Raw genomic sequence first — 18104 nt, forward strand, 5'->3', positions numbered from 1 at the left:
GTCCAGCGGGTTTTGCGCGCAACTCGAAATAAGATACCACGTCTTGCGGATAAGCGAAACCTCCGCGTGGCGTGGGCGTGGCGTGAGGCTGTGCGTGACCGCCGCGCGACCATCACGTGACCATCACGCGAACGTACGCTCCAGCCACGCGGCGGCCAGTTCAGGCCAGTGCTGCACGCAGGGGACGATATCTTCCGCCTGTCCGGCGCGCGCGGTTTGGGCGGTTCCCAGCGCCAATCCGTGCGGCCCCTCGGGGAACAGATGCGCTTCAACGCTTACACCGGCGTCGCGGCAGGCCTGCACCAGCATCAGCGTGTTCTCCACGGGCACACTTCCGTCGGTCATCGTGTGCCAGACGAATACGGGAGGCGTCTTCGCGTCGATATGGCGTTCAATCGACAGTTCGGCCCGCAACGCGGCGTCGTCTTTGCGGTTCCCGAGCAGGTTTTCGAAGCTGCCGCGATGCGCCATCGGACCGGAGGTGATGACTGGATAGGCGAGCATCAGCGCGTTCGGGCGCACCGCATCCGGGTCGATGCCGTGCTCGCGCAAGTCGCCGTCACCCGCTGTGGTGGCGAGGTTCGCGGCCAGATGTCCGCCTGCAGAGAATCCAAGCACCGCGACTCGACCCGCGTCCACATGCCATTCGTCGGCATGGGCGCGTATCAGCCGCATCGCCTCGGCCGCCTGCAGCAGTGCCGTCGGGTACACGTCCGGCGCGACCGAGTATCGCAGGACGAACGCCGCATATCCTTCCGCGAGGAATCGCAGAGCGATGGGTTCCGCCTCCCGATCGGAGGTCATCGCGTATCCGCCGCCGGGGATGATGAGAACCGCCGTGCGGCGGAGGTCGGGGTCGACTTCCGGGGTGTTGCTGGGTGCATAGGCGACGAAACGCGCCTTGCCGCCGTCGATGGTCCGCTCGAGGTAGTGCATGGTTTGATGATAGTGGAAGGCGGGGTCGCACGATTGATGTGGTCCGTACCGTCCGTGTGACCCTTTTGCGGGGCGAAACGAACATGAAAATCAGCAATATGGCGAGATTCCGCCAAAATGCGCAATGTTCGATTGTCGCTTACCTGTTCGGAAAAGTCGCACGCTGCCTGCTTTGGGGAAGACCCGTGCGCGACCGGTTGTGCCCGGTACCACCGGCTCGTCAACCCCGGACGACCAGGAGGACCCGTGTGCGACCGGTTGTGCCGGGCTTGGGGGATACTGGGCGTATGACGATGGAACACGACGACCAAACGGCGACCCACCATGTCGCCATCCCCAAAGGAACCGTGGTGCTGGCGGCCACGCCGATCGGCAACTCATCCGACGCCTCCGACCGTCTCAAGGCCTTGCTGGAACGCGCGGACATCGTCGCGGCGGAGGACACCCGCCGTCTGTTCGATCTTGCGAACCGTCTGGGTGTGCGGGTGGGCGGCCGCGTCATCGCCTACCATGACCACAACGAGCGCGACAAATCCGACGGCCTGCTCGACCAGGTCGAAACCGGCGCGACCGTCCTCGTCGTCTCCGACGCGGGCATGCCCACCATCAACGATCCGGGGCTTGCGATCGTGCGCCGCGCCATCGAACGCGGCCTGCCCGTCACCTGCGCGCCCGGCCCCTCCGCGGTGCTCGACGCGCTGGCCCTCTCCGGACTGCCGACCGACCGCTTCTGCTATGAGGGCTTCCTGCCGCGCAAGCATGCCGAACGCATGCAGTATCTGCGCGCTCTGCAGGGCGAGCGCCGCACCATCGTCTTCTACGAGACGCCCCACCGCATCGCCGACGCGATGGACGACCTGCTGGAGGGCTTCGGCCCGAACCGCCCGATGGCGCTGTGTCGCGAGTTGACCAAGGAATATGAGGAGATTCGCCGCGGCAGCATCGCGCATATCCGTGAGACGGTGATCTCCGATCCGCCGCGCGGTGAGATGGTGCTGGTGATTGGCGGCGCGTCCGACGAGGAGGCGCAGGCCGCCGCGCCCGCCGCGCTTTCCGTCGAGGATATGGCCGTGTTGGCCATCGACCGCGCGTTGGAGGACGGGTTGCGCATCAAAGAGGCGATCACGCAGGTCGTCGAGGAGCATCCCAATCCGGATGGCAGTCTCGCCAACCGCAAGCAGGTGTATGCCGCGGTGCTGAAACTCAAAGGCTGAGGCCGCCGCGTCTCGCTCTGCTCGAGTCGCTGCGTGGCACCGGCTTGCTGTCGTGCGGGATAGCCGTTTGAGCGGACCTCGTGCGGGGATCCGCCGCGTGGCGGCGGCCCTTGGCTGATGCTGGTCTGGCGGTCGTCATGGCATCGCGCCCATCCCGCCACCGCGCGCCTACCCGTCCTCAAGCGAGCGCAGCAGCACCTCCAACGCCCGACGCACGCCGGGGCCGCCTTGTTGGGAGACGAACTCCAATAATTCGGCATCGGCCCGTGGGTTGGCAACCAGCCAGCGGCGCAATTCCGGCGCTTCGCGGGCGATGTGCCACAGCACTTGCGTATCGGTCGACGGGTCGCACGCCACCAGAGGGGTCAATGCGATCGGCGGCTCGGGCGGCCGCATCACATGCGGCCCGCCGCCGCGCCCGGCGTCAGGCGGAGATTCGCCCACTTCCGCATCATCCCGGAGCAGGACGCGGCGTAACCGGTGCGTGTGGCGCAGTCGACTGAGCCGTCGCGCCCTGCGTGTCCGTCGCCGCGGCGTCATGCCGTGACCGCCATCGCCTGCGGGCGCAGCGGCAGCGGGGCCGCCGAACGGATGGACGCCGCCGTGCGGGAGGGAACAAGCCGCATGTCGAAGGGCGCGTCCCGCGGGTAGGCGAACGCCGCGTCGGGCGGCTCGCTGAGCAGGTCGCGCTGCATGGACTCGAAGAACATGCGGGCGCGGGCCGCGAACTTGTGGTAGCGGCATTGCTTCACGATATCCAGGCAGTCCGAGGGATTGAAGCGGTATGTGGACATCAGCGCGCCGATGGTCTCCCGGATTTCGAGCGGGTCGGGGATGGCCTCCGGCATCATCACCAGGTCGCAGGCCGTGCGTTGCGGTGTGGTGAGCGACAGTTCGGCGATGCGCATCACCTGGTCGTCCGATGTGTGGCGCTTGAACACGCGGATTCGGCGGCCCACGCTGACGGAGCGGAAATGCGACTTGGAGATCACGTCAAGCGTGCGTGGGAACGCGCCGCCCAGCCACACCCATGCGGCGGTCGCGGAGCAGGCGACGGTCGAATAGGGCGTCACGGTGGCGACGATCGTCGCGCGTCCGTACAGGGTGCCGCCGTGTTCGCTCCAATAGCCGGCGGTTTCGTCGAGTTTGCGCAGCGTGCCGAACTCGGACAATCGGTTGAGGCTCAGCGGCCCCGGCAGGTCCTTGGTGTAGAGGATGGACGGCACCATGGGTTGGGTTTGGTCTGCGGGTGGGGGCGGTGCCGGCGCTGGCGTCGCGTCGTCGCGCGCGGCTTGGACGGGTGGGTTCGCCGCCATGGCGATGGTGGGTGAATCGTTCATGAGGGAGACCATAGGCATACGCGTGCGGGTCGCGCCACCGCCTCGCCCGAAATGGTGGATAAGTGGACAACTTCTCTCTCGCGTGCCGGTCATGTGGATATGTCTGTGGATTACTCGTCCGCGCACGTGTGGGGCGCGCCGGATGCCGGGAATGCCGCCTGTCCCCGCCGCGCCTGATAATCGTGGACTATGAGTCATGTTTTGGTGAATGTTGCTTGGCCGTACGCGAACGGTCCCCGTCATATCGGACACGTGGCCGGTTTCGGCGTGCCCTCCGATGTCTACGCGCGCTACGAGCGCATGAAGGGCAACGACGTGCTGATGGTGTCCGGTACCGACGAGCACGGCACTCCGATCCTCGTCGAGGCGGAGAAGGAGGGATTGAGCGCGCAGGAACTGGCGAACCGCTACAACCGCGTGATCGCCAAGGACCTCGCCGATCTGGGCCTGAGCTACGACCTGTTCACCCGCACCACCACCGGCAACCACGAGCATGTGGTGCAGGAGCTGTTCAAGCAGTGCCTCGACAACGGATACATCTATAAAGGCACCCAGCAGGTGGCGATCTCCCCGTCCACCGGACGCACCTTGCCCGACCGCTACATCGAAGGCGAGTGCCCGATCTGCCATACCGAAGGCGCGCGCGGCGACCAGTGCGACGCCTGCGGCAACGAGCTCGACCCGGACGAGCTGATCAACCCCGTCTCCAAAATCAACGGCGAAACCCCGCGTTTCGAAGAGACCGAACACTACTTCCTCGACCTGCCGGCGCTCGCCGAAGCCAACAAGGCGTGGCTTGAGACCCGCAAGGGCTGGCGCACCAACGTCATCAACTTCTCGCTCGGCCTGTTCGCCGAGGTCAAGCCGCGCGCCATCACCCGCGACATCGACTGGGGCATCCCCGTGCCGGTGGAGGGATGGATCGACAATCCGAACAAGAAACTGTACGTGTGGTTCGACGCGGTGATCGGCTACCTGTCGGCCTCCATCGAATGGGCCCGTCGCAAGGGGGATCCGGAGGCGTGGCGCGCCTGGTGGAACGATCCGGCGACCCCGGGCTACTACTTCATGGGCAAGGACAACATCACCTTCCATTCGCAGATCTGGCCCTCCGAGATGCTCTCCTACAACGGCGACGGTTCCAAGGGCGGCGAAACCGGCGAATACGGCCCGCTCAACATGCCCGAGCAGGTCGTGGCGAGCGAGTTCATGACCATGGAGGGCAAGAAGTTCTCGTCCTCGCGCGGCATCGTCATCTACGTGAAGGACATCCTCGCGCGCTACCCCGTGGACGCCGTGCGCTACTACATCTCCGTGGCCGGGCCGGAATCCTCCGACTCCGACTTCACGTGGGCCGAGTTCGTGCGCCACAACAACGAGGAGCTGGCCGCCTCCTGGGGCAATCTGGTCAACCGCGTGGCCAACCTGATCCACAAGAACTTCGGCGAGATCCCCGCGCTCGACGAGGATTCCATGACCGAAATGGACCGTGGTCTCCTGGAGGAGACCGCAGCGGCGTTCGATGTGGTCGGCTCGTCCATTGAATCGCATCGTCAGAAGAACGCGTTGGGCGAGGCCATGCGCGTGGTCGGCGACATCAACAAGTACATCTCCGCCACCGAGCCGTGGAAGATCAAGGATGACGAGGCGCGACTGGCCACGGTGTTGCATGTCGCCGCGCAGGCCGTCTCCGACGCGAACCACCTGCTCGCGCCGTTCCTGCCGCACGCCGCGCAGAAGGTGTGGGAGGCGCTCGGCGGCACCGGCGTGTTCTCGCCGCTGCCCGAGCTGCGCGAGGTCGAGGATCTCGACAAGCCGGGCTTCACCTATCCGATCATCACCGGCGACTACGAGCTGGGCGTGAACGTGCATCCATGGAAGAGCGAGCCGATCGAGGTCGGCGCGCCCGTCGCCAAGCCGGAGCCGATCTTCGCGAAGATTCCGAAGGAGGCCGTCGAGGAGGAGCTGGCGCGATTCGATGCCGAGCTCGCTGCTCGCCGTGAGGCCGAAGCGCAGCGTCTGGCCGCCGAACAGGCCAAGCTCGCCTGATCGCAGCCGTGACGCCCGGGCGTGTGGCCGCCGCATTGGTCATACGTCCGGTTGCATATGTCGGTCCCAAGTTCTGAAGGTCCCGTGAAACAGTGATATGTGTTTCACGGGACCTTTTGGTATCCCCCGTCGGATTGTGTCGTGAAACATTGTGATTCGCGTTGTTTCACGGGATCTTCTGGTACACCCCGTCGGATTGTGCCATGAAGGTGGTGGCGGCTGTGCGGCATTGGTGGTCTGGCCGGTGTCGGTGGTAATCGGTCTTTGTTGATGGTGGTGATTGGCCCGGTTGGCGGTGGTGATTGGTCTGGTTGGTGGTGGTGATTGATTGGTCCGGTTGATGTGTGGTGGATCGGCCGGTGGTGGTGATTGGTCTAGTTAATGTGTGGTGGATCGGCCGGTGCCGGTGCCGGTGCCGGTGCCGGTGCCGGTGTCGGTGTTGGTGCCGGTGTCGGTGTTGGTGGCAGTAGTAATCGGACGGCGTTGGTGCCGTAACTCGGCCGACGATGGCGGCTTGGTGGCGGCTTGGCGATGGTGTCTTGGTGGCGGTTCGGCGGCGGATTGCACGCATGCGGCGGCACGGCATCACAAACCCGTCACAAACCGCCAAGTCAATTCACAGGAACACGCATCGTACCGCCAAGGAAAGGGCGGTTATATAGAACATGTCAGCAGATGAACCTGCTGGCGAGGTTCCTCGGAACCCCATAACTGAACCCTTCTTCTCTCTTCTCTCTCACCCGGCGGCTCCCTCCGCCGGGTTTCTCTTTTTTCGGGTGGCCGCCGGCGCGACGCCCGCTACACTGGGCTCTCATGAGCAAGAACAAACACCGCGACCGCAGCTGGGCGCCGGCACCCGAGGCATTGCCGGAAGACGCCTGCGTCATCGACAACCACACCCATCTGGCCTCCGTCGTGCCCTTCTCCAAGGCCGTCAGCCACGAGGCCGAAGCCAAAGGACTGCCCGCGGTTCCCGTCTACGATGTGGACGAACTGCTCGCACAGGCGCAATCCGTTGGCGTTGAGGGTATTATCGAGTGCGGTTGCGAGCTGCCGCACCTGATGACCGCCGTGCAGATGGCGCTTGATCATCCAGGTATCGTGCACGCGGCGCTCGCAATACACCCCAACGAATCCGTGCGCCACGGCCACCGCGCCGTGCCCGGGCCTGACGGGCTGCCGCTCACCTACAAGGACTACCACGACGTGAGCTTCGAGGACGCGCTCGGCGAAGTGCACCGCCTCGCCGTCGCCTATCCCGACCAGGTCCTGGCCATCGGCGAGACCGGCATGGACCTGTTCCGCACCGGCGAAGGTGCGATGGAACTGCAACGCGAGGCTTTCCGCGCGCATATCTCCCTCGCCAAGGAGCTCGGCCTGCCCCTGCAGATCCACGACCGCGACGCGCACCGCGAGGTCATCGAAACGCTGCTCAGGGACGGCGCTCCCGCGTACACCGTATTCCATTCCTACTCCGGCGACCGTGAGATGGCGCAGATCGCAAGCGAACATGGCTGGTACCTGAGTTTCTCCGGCACGGTGGGATACAAGGGCAACGACGGCATCCGCGAGTCGGCCCGCGAAGTGGGATTGGATCACATCATGGTGGAGACCGACGCGCCCTACCTCACCCCCATGCCCTACCGTGGACGCACCAACGCGCCGTATATGATCCCCTACACGCTGAGTGCGCTCGCCGAGGCGATGGATGTGTCCGTGGTCGAGGTGGCGCGGGCCACCCGAGAGGTCGTCACCACCGTCTATGGCCTGTGAGGGTCGGTGGGATCCCTCGACTCCGCTTCGCTCCGCTCGGGATGACGGCGGGAACGGCCGTGCCCTGTTCGGGATGACGTCATTCTCGTCATTCCGAGCGAAGTCGAGGAATCTCACGCGCACGCCTGGAACCTTAGTCATCGAAACCGCCACATGCGATGATGAAGGAATCCCACGCGCATGCGGCTGGAACGGGGACGCTTTCCGCCCGGTTTGCCTGCGGGGCGCGACAGGCTTATACTGGCGGCTTGTTTGTGAGAAGTTCGTCGGGATACTAACGTATTCCATAAGGGTTCACATCGAACCGTTCATGAGCGGAGTGGATCTCCGCCAATGGAGGATGCGGCATGGCGGAGTCAACGCATAATAACAAGTCGCGCGCAACAACCCGTGAGGATGAGGCCCTGCTCAGGGCCGACACCTTCACCAACGCGCCCAAAGTCTCCCGGCGCACGCTGACCCGGGAGGAGCGGGAGGAGCTCGCCAAGCAGCAGGAGGCCGAAGACAAGGAGGCCGCGCGTCTCGCCAAAAGCCATACCCGCGGGCCTCTGGGCCGATGGTGGGCCCGCCTGCAGTCCGGCCCCGACCGGTTCAGCTGGGGCATGGCCATCGTCGCGCTCGGCGTGGTCTACGGCGACATCGGAACCTCGCCGCTCTACACCGCGCAGACCTTCCTCTCCGGCCAGGGCGGCATCGCGAACGCCGACCGCGAGGCTGTGCTCGGCATGCTGTCGCTGGTGTTCTGGTCGATCACGTTGATCACCACCGTCAAATACGTGCTGATCGCCATGCGCATCGACAACAACGGCGAAGGCGGCATCTTCGCGCTGTATTCGCTGATTCGCCGCCGCGGCGCGTGGCTGGTGATCCCCGCCATGCTGGGCGGCGCGGCCTTCCTCGCCGATTCGGTGCTTACCCCGGCCGTGTCGATCAGCTCCGCCGTCGAAGGTTTGGAGACGATTCCGCTCTTCGAGCCGCTGTTCGAGGAGAACACGTCGCTGACGCTGATGATCACCGTGGTCATCATCCTGCTGCTGTTCTCCATGCAGTCGCGCGGCACCGAACGCATCGGCAAGGTGTTCGGCTCCGTGGTGCTCGTGTGGTTCTCCTTCCTCGCCATCGTCGGCTTGGTGAACCTGTCCAACGACTGGAGCGTGTTCGAGGCGCTCAACCCGGTGTACGGCGTCAAATTCCTGTTCAGCCCGCACAACGCCGCCGGCATCGCCCTGATGGGCACCGTGTTCCTCTCCACCACCGGCGCCGAGGCGCTCTACTCCGATATGGGACATGTGGGGCGCGGCAACATCTACTTCACCTGGCCGTTCATCAAGGTGGCGCTGGTGCTGTGCTACTTCGGCCAGGGCGCGTGGATCCTCAAGAACCAGAACAATCCGGCCTTCGCCGACGCGCAGACTCTTAACCCGTTCTTCCAGATGATGAGCCCGAACGTGCGCTATCTGGCCGTCGTGCTGTCGGTCGCGGCCGGCGTCATCGCCAGCCAGGCGCTGATCACCGGCGCGTTCACCATGGTCTCCGAAGCCACGCGCCTCAACTGGATGCCGCATCTGCAGGTGCGCTATCCGGCCCGCACCCGCGGCCAGCTGTATATCCCCGTCGTCAACATCGTGCTGTGCGTGGCCACGCTGGCGGTGCTCGCCATCTTCAAGGATTCCGAGCATATCTCCGCCGCCTACGGTCTGGCGTTGACGATCACGATGATCACCACCACCGTGCTGCTGGGCGTCTACCTGTGGTATCAGGGCAAGCGCGTGTGGGCCGTGGTGTTCACCGTGGTGTTCCTGGCCATCCAGATGCTGTTCTTCGTGGCGTCCATGGCGAAGTTCCTGCACGGCGGCTGGTTCACCATCCTGCTCACGCTGGCGATCCTGTTCATCATGTACACGTGGAACGAGGGCACCAAACTCGAGCGCGCCCAGCGCCGCCACATGCAGCCGAAGGACTTCCTGCCCGCGCTCGACAAGCTGCACGGCGACTTCCGCGTGCCCTACTTCGCGGACAACATCGTCTACCTGACATCCGATTGCGAGATGAAGCGGCTCGACACCGACATCTTCTTCTCGATCTTCGCCGACCATCCCAAGCGCGCCCGCGCCTGGTGGGCGGTGAGCGTGGAGACCTCGGACGAGCCGTTCACCCGCGAATACTCGGTGGAGGACTTCGGCACCAACTATGTGTTCCGCGTGCGCATCCGTCTGGGGTTCAAGGTGTCGCAGTCGATTCCCGCCTACCTGCACCAGATCATGCACGACCTGTCGAAAACCGGCGAGCTTCCCAAGCAGAAGTCCGTGTATCCGAAGGTGGACGCCGATCCGGGCATCGGCACGATTCGCTATGTGCTGATCCACAAGGCGCTGATGCCGGAGTCGAAGGTTTCGCAGCGCGGCGCCCTGTCGCTGTCCGCGAAGTACGCGATCCGCCATGTGGCCGGCTCCCCGGTCAAATGGTTCGGTCTGGCGCCCTACAACCCGCTGGTGGAGGTGCAGCCGCTGTTCGTGAGCACGCGCAGGCCTCCGCGCCTCAAGCGCACCGATGTGGCGCATCCGGCGCCCGTCCCGTCGGTCGACAAGGTCAGCGAGGCCGCGGCGGCCGCCGCCAAGGGCGGCGCGGACAAGCCGGCCGCCTAGCGTTCGGCACCCCCGGTATCGGGCTTGCGCAGCCCGATACCGAGTTTGGTGTGTGGCTTTGCGGAGAGGCGCTCATGTAAAACGTTTGATTCGAAAGTTTGGTGTGTGAAATTCGCCCTGTTCGACGAACCTGGCACACCAAACTCGAATTACGCCCTGTATGAGGCGGTTATAGGCAACGGTTATAACCGTTGCCGCACGTCGTAACCTATGTGCGTTATGGTGAGCTGTTATGTGCAGATTACTGGGATACGCGACGGCCGGCGAGAACGCCAGTCTTTGCGATATCCTGGGCGACCGGCTCGTCTCGGACTTCCGCGAGCTTTCCGAAATCCATAACGACGGATGGGGCGTGGCGCAGGTCGTCAGTCCTTCCGAGCGTGCCGACGCGGCCGACGGCGGCGCGCCCACGCCCGAAACGAACACCAAACTGTACAAGTCGACCGTTCCCGCGCGCCACGACAGCACGTTCGCGACCCTGTCCAACGAGCCCGCGCGCGGCGCCCTGTGGCATCTGCGTCTCGCCAGCTCGAATCTGCCGCTGATCATGGAGAACCAGCAGCCGTTCTTCGCCAACGGACTGAGCTTCATCCACAACGGCGACATCTCCGATTCGCACGGCCGCAACATCACCACCAATCGCACATATCCGGTGAGCCAGCCCGTGTTCCTCTCCACCGGCGGACGCAGCGACTCCGCGATCTTCTTCGCCGTGATCCTCGAATACATCGGCTTCGGCTTCGCGCTCGACGAAGCCGTCTCCCAGGCGGTGCGCGAACTGCGGCAGGCGTATCCGCGCTCCAGCTACAACTGCATGATCCAAAGCAACGACCAGTTCATCGCCCTATGCGCGGCCGGGCGCGAACGCACCAGCGCGCGCATCGTGGAGGTCTACGAGGAGTATGGCCGCGGCGAGCAGGCGCACGACTACCGTGTGATGCGCTACCGTGAGCTGCGCGGCAAGGCCGGCGTGGTGGTGACGTCGTCCGGATACGAGCAGCCTGCCGAGGCGGGCTGGGCCGACTTGGAGAACGACCAGATGATCGTGGCCTCCAACCGCGACGGCACCTTCCACCTGCGTTCCATCTGAACAGCAGATATAGGCCCGTCTTTCCTTTTTCGATGCTCCTATAGCATGTCAAGCATGGGAGCGTCCTGTGGAGATGCTTCGACTTCGTTGCACTCCGCTCAGCATGACGAATACCACTACCAATGTCATCCTGAGCGGAGCGTAGCGGTGTCGAAGGATCTCCAACGATGCTGGACGGAATCCCTGTGCCCCGCACTGCCCGCACAACGTACGGCTTACAATGTGGGCATGGATGGATTCGTGCCTACATTGGAGCAAATCGACGAGCTGCATAGGAAGATCGCGCCCTCCGAGGCGGCCTATGAGCTGGTGCATACCCATTGCGTGATCGTGTCCCGAATCGCCTGCCAGCTGGCGCGCCGGCGGAACGCGCTGTTCGTGTGCCAATGCACGCTGCCTCAAGGCGGGGAGGTGCCGCCGACCGATGGCGTGACGGGCGGCACGACGCCGCCGCGTCTGTTGGATGAGCGTCTGACGATGATCGGCGGCCTGCTGCATGACATCGGCACCTATCGCGTGCTCAAGCACGATGGCACGGACGGCGAGGAGCTCAAGTTCAGCAAAAAACGCTATATTCTGCACGGCCTGCTGGGCTACGAATACCTGATCGGCGAGGGCGTGAGCGAGGAGATCGCCCAATTCGCGCGCAACCACACGGGCGTGGGGCTCACGCGCGAGGATGTGGAACGCCAGGGGCTGCCGTTGCCGCCCGACGACTACGTGCCGATGAACCTCGAGCAGGAGGCGGTGATGGTGGCCGACAAATACCACAGCAAGTCGGTGCCGCCCAAATTCCTTTCCGTGGATGCCTACACGGCCCGCGCCGAACGCTTCGGCGAGGAGAACAAACGCCGCTGGCTTGACGCCGTCGAACAATACGGCGTGCCGGACATCCCCGCGCTGGCCGCCGAATACGGCATGCGCATGATCTGAGGCCCGTCCCGTGGGGCCTTACGTGACGGGCCGGCCAGTCCGTGGAGCCTGCGATTGGTTCGCCGCGTTATGGTTCGCAGGGTGCGAGGTATAGGCGATTGCGCAGGTGGGATCCGCGAGATGCCCCGGCGAGGCGATGGGCCGGTCCGGCCGCATGTGGGAGGGCCGTGCCTTGTGTGGCTTTGACGATGACGAAATCGGGCCGGTCCGGCCGCATGTGGGAAGGCCCGTTGGGGATACGCGGAAGGGCCGGTCCGTTATGTGGGACCGGCCCTTTGGGTCACGGATGGCGTGGATGACGGAATCGCGCGCCGTCAGACACGGATGGTCTGGTCGGCGGTGTCGGCGACCTCCTGATCGGTGGTGACGATGATCACGCAATGCTTCGGATCGCCGCTGTGCGCCAGCTTGGACAGCGCCTTCAGCACCGTCACGGCTTCGTCGTCGTTCAGTCCGCGGGTCGGCTCGTCGAGGATCAGCACCTGCGCTTCGGTGCTGATGGCGCGGGCGATGGCGACCAGACGCTGCTGCACCAGCGGCAGCGTGCCGATCGGCACGCCGGCGGTGGCCTCGTCGAAGCCGACCTGGGCCAGCAGTTCGCGGGCGATCACCGGCTTGGGCTTGAGGAAGTTGCGGTTCGAGGCCTCCATCGCGTACAGCACGTTGCTTTCGGCGTCGAGATCCGGGCGCACGGCGTAGCGCTGCGGCACCAGGCCGAGGCGGTGGCCGCGCAGCTCGATGGGCTCCAACTCCTGCAGGTTCGCGCTTTTGTTCATCACCGTGCCGGAAGTCGGCAACGTCATGCCGCTCATCAGACCCATCAGCGCGACGCGCTTGGCGTCCGTGGGGATGTCCATATCCTCATCGCCGATCGGCATGATGGCGTAGGTATGGCCCGCATGGCAGGCGAAATCCACCTCGCTGAAGATGTCGACTTTGCCCTTGGCTCCGGCCAGCGTCACCTTGTTGAAGGAGAAGGTGGGGTACGACTTGAGCAGGATCGCGTCCTCGCTGCCGCTGATGATCTCGCGGTCGATGCGCGAGGCGAGCGAGGTGGCCGGTTCGGCGGCCGCGGCATGGTCGACGGGATGTCCGTCGACGGTTTCCTCGGCGGCGTTCGCGTCCTGTTGCGCCAGTTTCAGCGTTTCGTCGACATGGCGGGCGTTGTCGGCGGTGATTTGCGCCGATGAGCTGTGCGGCACGGCGAAATCCTCGTCGAGGGAGGACTCGCCATCGGCATCCGTTTCGGTCTCTGCGGCCGCGTCCGCCTCTTCGGCGATGTCGGCCGGGATGGAGAAGTCGTCGGTGAGGCCCAGCGCGTCAAGTCCGTCGGTCGATTCGGGCTCGTCGAAGGCGACGAGATCCTCGTCCGCGTCCTCGTCGAACACGATGCTGAACTCGACCGAAGCGGGGGCTTCTTCGGGCTCCTCGGAGGCTTCCGTTTCGATCGAAGCCTCGGCGTCGGCTTCGTCGTCCGTGGCGGCTTCGTCCGTCGCGGATTCCTCGTGGGACTTGCCGGCAGTGGTCTCGTTGGCGGACTCGTCCGTGGTTTCCGTGGTTTCCTCAGCCTCCGTGGTCTCGTCGGCGGTGGTTTTGTGGTCGCTCAAGGTCTCGTCCATCGTGTTCTCCTCGTTCATCGGATCGTTCTCGCTCATGCCTGGGCCTCCGTATCGGCGTCGACGTCATGGGTGGGGGAATCGGTGGCTGCGGAGGCTTCCGCGGCGAACAACTGCGGCGTCGTGAACGCCACGGTGCGCAGCGCGGTCACGATGGCGATCGCCAAAACGACGCCCAAGCCGATCCATATGGAATGCCAGATCAGGCTGGAGCCGACCGACGTCTCATACGACACCAGGGCGGATCCGAGCGGCTTGGCGAGGAATCCACCGGCCAGTATGCCGACGGCCAGCGCCGGCAGCGTGACGATGAACACCTCAAGCATGAACTGCCATCCCAGCCGTCCGCGGGTCACGCCGGAGGCCAGGGCCATGCCGATCTCATCACGGCGGGATCGGGCGCACACGCCCACCAAGCACACCGCCAGCACGGCCGCTCCTCCGGCCACCGCCAATGCGATACCCACCACGCGGGCGGTGGAGGCGGCGCTGTTCAGCGGGGCGATCGATGCGTCGTAGGCCTCCAGCGAAGGCGAGGACACCTCGTAGCCGTCCAACTCGCCGGAGTCCTGCAGCGCGGTGACGAAGGAATCGTACGAATCGGCGGTGCCGGGGTTGAACAGCACGTCGAGGTCGGGAATCTCCCAGCCGCTTACATCGTCGGTGGAGGTCGGGTCCAGACCGGCGTTGGAGAAGGCGGGATAGTTCGTGTAGATCGCGTTGTCGCGGTTGCGCGCGGCGGTCACAGGATTGTCGACGTCCGCGTCGGCCACGTATTCGTAGATGCCGCGCACGGTGAGCTCGTAGGTGGTGTCGGCGTCGGTCGCGGTGGCCACCTCGAAGGTGTCGCCGACCTCCAGGCCGTTCTCGTCGGCGAAGGCCTGCGAGATCAGCGCGCCGGTGATGTCCGTGGTGCTGGTGCTGTAGTTCAGATGCTTGCCTTCGATCACCTTGTATCGGCCCATGTCGTTGGCGTGCGCCGCGTCCAGCGTGTAGAACGCGCGCCAGATCAGCGCGCCGCCGGTGGTGTCGTCGTCCTCGCCGTCGATGCTGCCTCCGGACAGGGCTGTGATGCCGTCCGTGGCGCGCACCGGGACCGTCTCGGTGACGGTGAAGTCGAAGCTGAGGCCCGCTTCTTGGGCCGCGGTGGCGAAGGTGGTGTAGTCGCTCCAGGTCAGATACTGCTCCGTGGAGTCCGAATCGGTCGCGGAGACCTTCTCCCATGTGGCGGCGGTCGGGCGGATGGACGCGTTGGCGGTCTGCTCCGCGCGGGTGGAACCGGTGGCCTCGGTGTTCGCCTGCACGATTGCGGCTGCTGTCATGGTGCCGAAAACGACCACCAATACGATGGCCGCGGTCGCTGCGGAGCGCCCTTTATGGCGCATCAACGCCGACCAAGCGTTGCTGAGGACGAACATGCGATACTTCTCCAGTTCTCGTGCGGCGGCGACTCAGCCGCCAGCGGTCAGGACTACGCCACCACTATGGTCGCGCTATGTGTGCGTTTTCTTGTTCGTTACTGTTATACCTCTCAGCAAAACCTGAATGCTTCCTGAAAGCCATGGTGTGGCATGGGCGTGGGCCGCCGTGCTGATGGGGCCTCGCGTAAGTCCGATCGCTGAGACCAAGTCAGTGGCATATATTACGGAACTCCGCCGTTTGCCGCGTATATTACGCCGATGACCTCCGATCAGCGACGCATATTACGGAGATCCGCCGTTCCCCGCGTAAATTCAGCCTCCGACCCCGTCCACAATGCGAAACGCAGGCTGCCTGTGACCACGATAAGAGACGCTTCGACCGCCGCCGTCGGCGGTCCGGGCACGGCCAAGGCGCGATGCGACGCTTTTTCACGGGCGAACCCGCTGCCTTATACACCAAGAAAATCAGAAAAACAAGACTGTTGTTCGAGAATTTTTTTCTCTATCGTGATGCTTTGGATTTCCCAAAGACGCACCCTGATGAGAGAGGAACAGGCATGTCTGCACGCATGGCGACGGCATCCCACGGCACCGGCCGTGTGACGGCGAAGCTGGGCGCATGGTTGGTGCTGGTCGTGGCGGCGCTGATGATGGCCGCGATGATGGTCCCCGCCACCGCCCATGCGGATGAGGACGACGCCGACTACGATTCGTGGAGCGCCATCGCCGACGCGATCGACGAGCGTCTGGCCGAAGGCGCGCAGACCTACCAGGACGGCGACCGCGCCGGAGCCGCGGCCGATTTCAGCGCCGCGCTCAACGCCATCTACGTGGCCTCCAATTTCGCGACCGTGACCAACGACACCATCGGCGCGGAGACCTACCAGTCGCAGACCCAACAGTTCAGATCCATCCAGCAGCTCGCCTACAAGCAGGGCTCCGAAGCGGAGATCGAGACGCAGACCGCCGCGCTGAGCGCCGAACTCGACGCCACCGCCGCCACGCTCGACGCCAACGCCGACCTCGCCGCCCCGCGCGACTACGCCAAGGCCCGCGAGGAGAAGACCAAGGCCGAACGCGAGGTGCTCGACGCCAACAAGGTGAACAAGAACACCGGCCGCGGCGACCGCTCATGGAGCGACGTGGCCGCCGAAATGGTCGAAATCCTCGACCAGGCGCTCGAGGACTCCAAAACCGACGGCACCAAGGGCTCGGACGGCGTGAACAACGCCTACTACCAGTACTACGAGAAACTCGGCTTCGAGAAGAACGTGATGAACGCCATCGGCGGCGACCGCGTCTCCAAGGTGGAAAGCACCTTCAAGAACGCGCGCAAGGCCATGGTCAAGGGCGAGGACGCCACCCAATACATCGAAGAGCTCAGCGCCATGCTCGTCGAGGATGGTGCCGAACTCGACGGAGGCGCGGGCGAGAACGTGAGCGGCTTCACCAAGTGGGTCACCAGCTCCATCGGACAGGCCTTCCTGATCCTCGTGCGCGAGGGACTCGAGGCGCTGCTCGTCGTGGCCGCCATCATCGCCTATCTGGTGAAATCCGGCAACAAACGCTTCACCAAGTGGATCTACCTCGGCGTGGTCGTGGGCCTGATCGGCTCGGGCATCGTCGCCGTGGTCTTCATGCTGCTGTTCGGCGGCTCCGGCCCGGTGCAGGAGACCATGGAGGGCGTGTGCGCGCTTATCGCCATGTGCATGCTGCTGTGGACCAGCAACTGGATGCTCAACAAATCCAGCGTCGAGGCGTGGAACCGCTACATCCGCACCAAAACCGAATCCGCGGTCGCCGCGGCGAACACCACCGTGGGCGCCGCCGAGAAGACCACGCTGGGCACGGTGGTCTCGCTCGCCATGCTGAGCTTCCTCGCCGTGTTCCGCGAAGGCGCCGAAACCGTGATCTTCTACCAGTCGATCTATTCGATGACCCAGGATTCGCAGGGCATGTGGATCGGCGGCATCGCCGCGGCCGTGGTGCTGGTGATCGTGTTCGTGATCATCCGCTTCACCTCCGTGAGGATTCCGATCGGCCCGTTCTTCCTCGTCACCAGCATCCTGATGTCCATTCTGGTCGTCATCTTCGCCGGCGGCGGCGTGCACTCGCTGATCGAAGGCGATGTGCTGAGCGGCATCTACCTCGAAGGCGTGCCCACCAACGATTGGCTCGGCTTCTACCCGTACGTCGAAACCCTGGTGGCCCAGGCGTTGGCGGCCGTGGCCGTGATCGCCCTGTTCGTGGTCGGATTCATTAAACAGCGCAGGGCCAAGGCCTCGTTGGACAAGACCGCCGCGTAGTCCAAAAAAGTTTTTCCCTAGTCAAACCACAGGAAAAGAAAAGAGAAACATCATGTTGAAGAACAAGAAGCTCGCCGCTCTGCTCGGCGTTCTGCTCGCCGGTTCGATGGCCTTCTCGCTGTCCGCCTGCGGCAACACCGACACCGCGTCGGACGCCACCGCCGACACCGACACCTCCGCCACCACGGAGGACACCACGGATACGGCCGACGACGCCGGCTTCGAGGAGATCCCGATCGGCACCGACCAGGAGGTCGGCGTGCTGAACGTGGCCGCCGTGTACTTCCAGCCGGTGGATATGGAACCGGCCGGCATGGGTCTGTCCGCCGCCGAGTCCAACCTGCATCTCGAGGCCGACATCCACGCCCTGGCCGACAACAACCTGGGCTACGGCGAAGGCGACTTCATTCCGAAGCTCACCGTGGACTACACCATCGCCAACAAGTCCGACGGCTCCGTGGTGCAGGAAGGCACCTTCATGGAGATGAACGCCTCCGACGGTCCGCACTACGGCGCGAACATCGCGCTCGACCAGGACGGCGAGTACACGCTGACCTTCACCATCCACTCCCCGGAGGAGAACGGCTGGCTGCTGCACGTCGACAAGGAGACCGGCGTGACCGGAAGCTTCTGGACCGAGCCGCTCGAAGCCACCTTCGACTGGGACTACACGGTTCATCAGTGGTGAGACAGTCCAGTGGACTGTCTCAAGCAGCGAGCAGCGGTAGCGTTGCGAGCGTCGCAGGGTCGTTTGAAATCCGAATAATAGAGAGCCCAGTGG

At 64.5% G+C, this 18104-nt stretch carries 12 protein-coding genes and 1 pseudogene; 8 read left to right on the plus strand and 5 right to left on the minus strand.

What is annotated here, in order from left to right:
* Positions 1–123: 123 nt before the first annotated feature.
* Positions 124–936, minus strand: coding sequence for an alpha/beta hydrolase (locus tag BL8807_RS04805; RefSeq protein WP_094725213.1), 813 nt, complete (start codon positions 934–936; stop codon positions 124–126).
* Between the two features lie 287 nt (positions 937–1223).
* Between BL8807_RS04805 and rsmI the strand changes: the two genes are divergently transcribed.
* A complete protein-coding gene (gene rsmI, locus BL8807_RS04810) occupies positions 1224–2150 on the plus strand; it encodes a 16S rRNA (cytidine(1402)-2'-O)-methyltransferase (protein ID WP_083570328.1) in 927 nt (308 codons plus the stop codon).
* Between the two features lie 168 nt (positions 2151–2318).
* Here the strand turns inward: rsmI and BL8807_RS04815 are convergent, their stop codons facing one another.
* Both BL8807_RS04815 and BL8807_RS04820 read right to left on the minus strand, forming a co-directional pair.
* Complete coding sequence (locus tag BL8807_RS04815) at positions 2319–2594, minus strand: variant leucine-rich repeat-containing protein (protein ID WP_226847481.1); 276 nt, start codon at positions 2592–2594, stop codon at positions 2319–2321.
* Between the two features lie 236 nt (positions 2595–2830).
* Positions 2831–3379, minus strand: a pseudogene (locus BL8807_RS04820) (hypothetical protein); the annotation flags it as partial.
* Between the two features lie 300 nt (positions 3380–3679).
* On the opposite strand from BL8807_RS04820, the gene metG reads away from it, so the two are divergent.
* The 5 genes from metG (at position 3680) to BL8807_RS04845 (ending at position 11980) form a co-directional block, all read left to right on the plus strand.
* A complete protein-coding gene (gene metG / locus BL8807_RS04825; RefSeq protein WP_072726910.1) occupies positions 3680–5539 on the plus strand; it encodes a methionine--tRNA ligase in 1860 nt (619 codons plus the stop codon).
* Between the two features lie 813 nt (positions 5540–6352).
* A complete protein-coding gene (locus BL8807_RS04830; RefSeq protein WP_072726911.1) occupies positions 6353–7312 on the plus strand; it encodes a TatD family hydrolase in 960 nt (319 codons plus the stop codon).
* Between the two features lie 347 nt (positions 7313–7659).
* Positions 7660–9957 (plus strand): KUP/HAK/KT family potassium transporter, encoded by a 2298-nt coding sequence (locus BL8807_RS04835; RefSeq protein ID WP_072726912.1) that lies wholly within the window; start codon positions 7660–7662, stop codon positions 9955–9957.
* Positions 9958–10189: 232 nt separating this feature from the next.
* Positions 10190–11047 carry a class II glutamine amidotransferase gene (locus tag BL8807_RS04840; RefSeq protein ID WP_072726913.1) on the plus strand — a complete coding sequence of 286 codons (858 nt, stop codon included), beginning with the start codon at positions 10190–10192 and terminating at the stop codon, positions 11045–11047.
* A 228-nt stretch (positions 11048–11275) separates the two neighbouring features.
* Positions 11276–11980, plus strand: coding sequence for an HD domain-containing protein (locus BL8807_RS04845; protein ID WP_072726914.1), 705 nt, complete (start codon positions 11276–11278; stop codon positions 11978–11980).
* Between the two features lie 314 nt (positions 11981–12294).
* Here BL8807_RS04845 and BL8807_RS04850 read toward each other — a convergent pair whose 3' ends face one another.
* Positions 12295–13635, minus strand: coding sequence for an ATP-binding cassette domain-containing protein (locus tag BL8807_RS04850; RefSeq protein ID WP_072726915.1), 1341 nt, complete (start codon positions 13633–13635; stop codon positions 12295–12297).
* A complete protein-coding gene (locus BL8807_RS04855) occupies positions 13632–15014 on the minus strand; it encodes an ABC transporter permease (RefSeq protein WP_072726916.1) in 1383 nt (460 codons plus the stop codon). Before BL8807_RS04855 ends, BL8807_RS04850 begins: the two co-directional genes overlap by 4 nt.
* Positions 15015–15586: 572 nt before the next feature.
* Here BL8807_RS04855 and BL8807_RS04860 point away from each other — a divergent pair.
* Positions 15587–17323: an FTR1 family iron permease gene (locus BL8807_RS04860; protein ID WP_370737564.1), complete on the plus strand. Its 1737-nt coding sequence runs from the start codon at positions 15587–15589 to the stop codon at positions 17321–17323.
* Between the two features lie 52 nt (positions 17324–17375).
* Positions 17376–18011 carry an iron transporter gene (locus BL8807_RS04865; RefSeq protein WP_072726918.1) on the plus strand — a complete coding sequence of 212 codons (636 nt, stop codon included), beginning with the start codon at positions 17376–17378 and terminating at the stop codon, positions 18009–18011.
* The last annotated feature ends 93 nt before the right edge of the window (positions 18012–18104 follow it).

It is taken from the genome of Bifidobacterium lemurum (genome assembly GCF_014898175.1).
Taxonomy (GTDB): Bacteria; Actinomycetota; Actinomycetes; order Actinomycetales; family Bifidobacteriaceae; genus Bifidobacterium; species Bifidobacterium lemurum.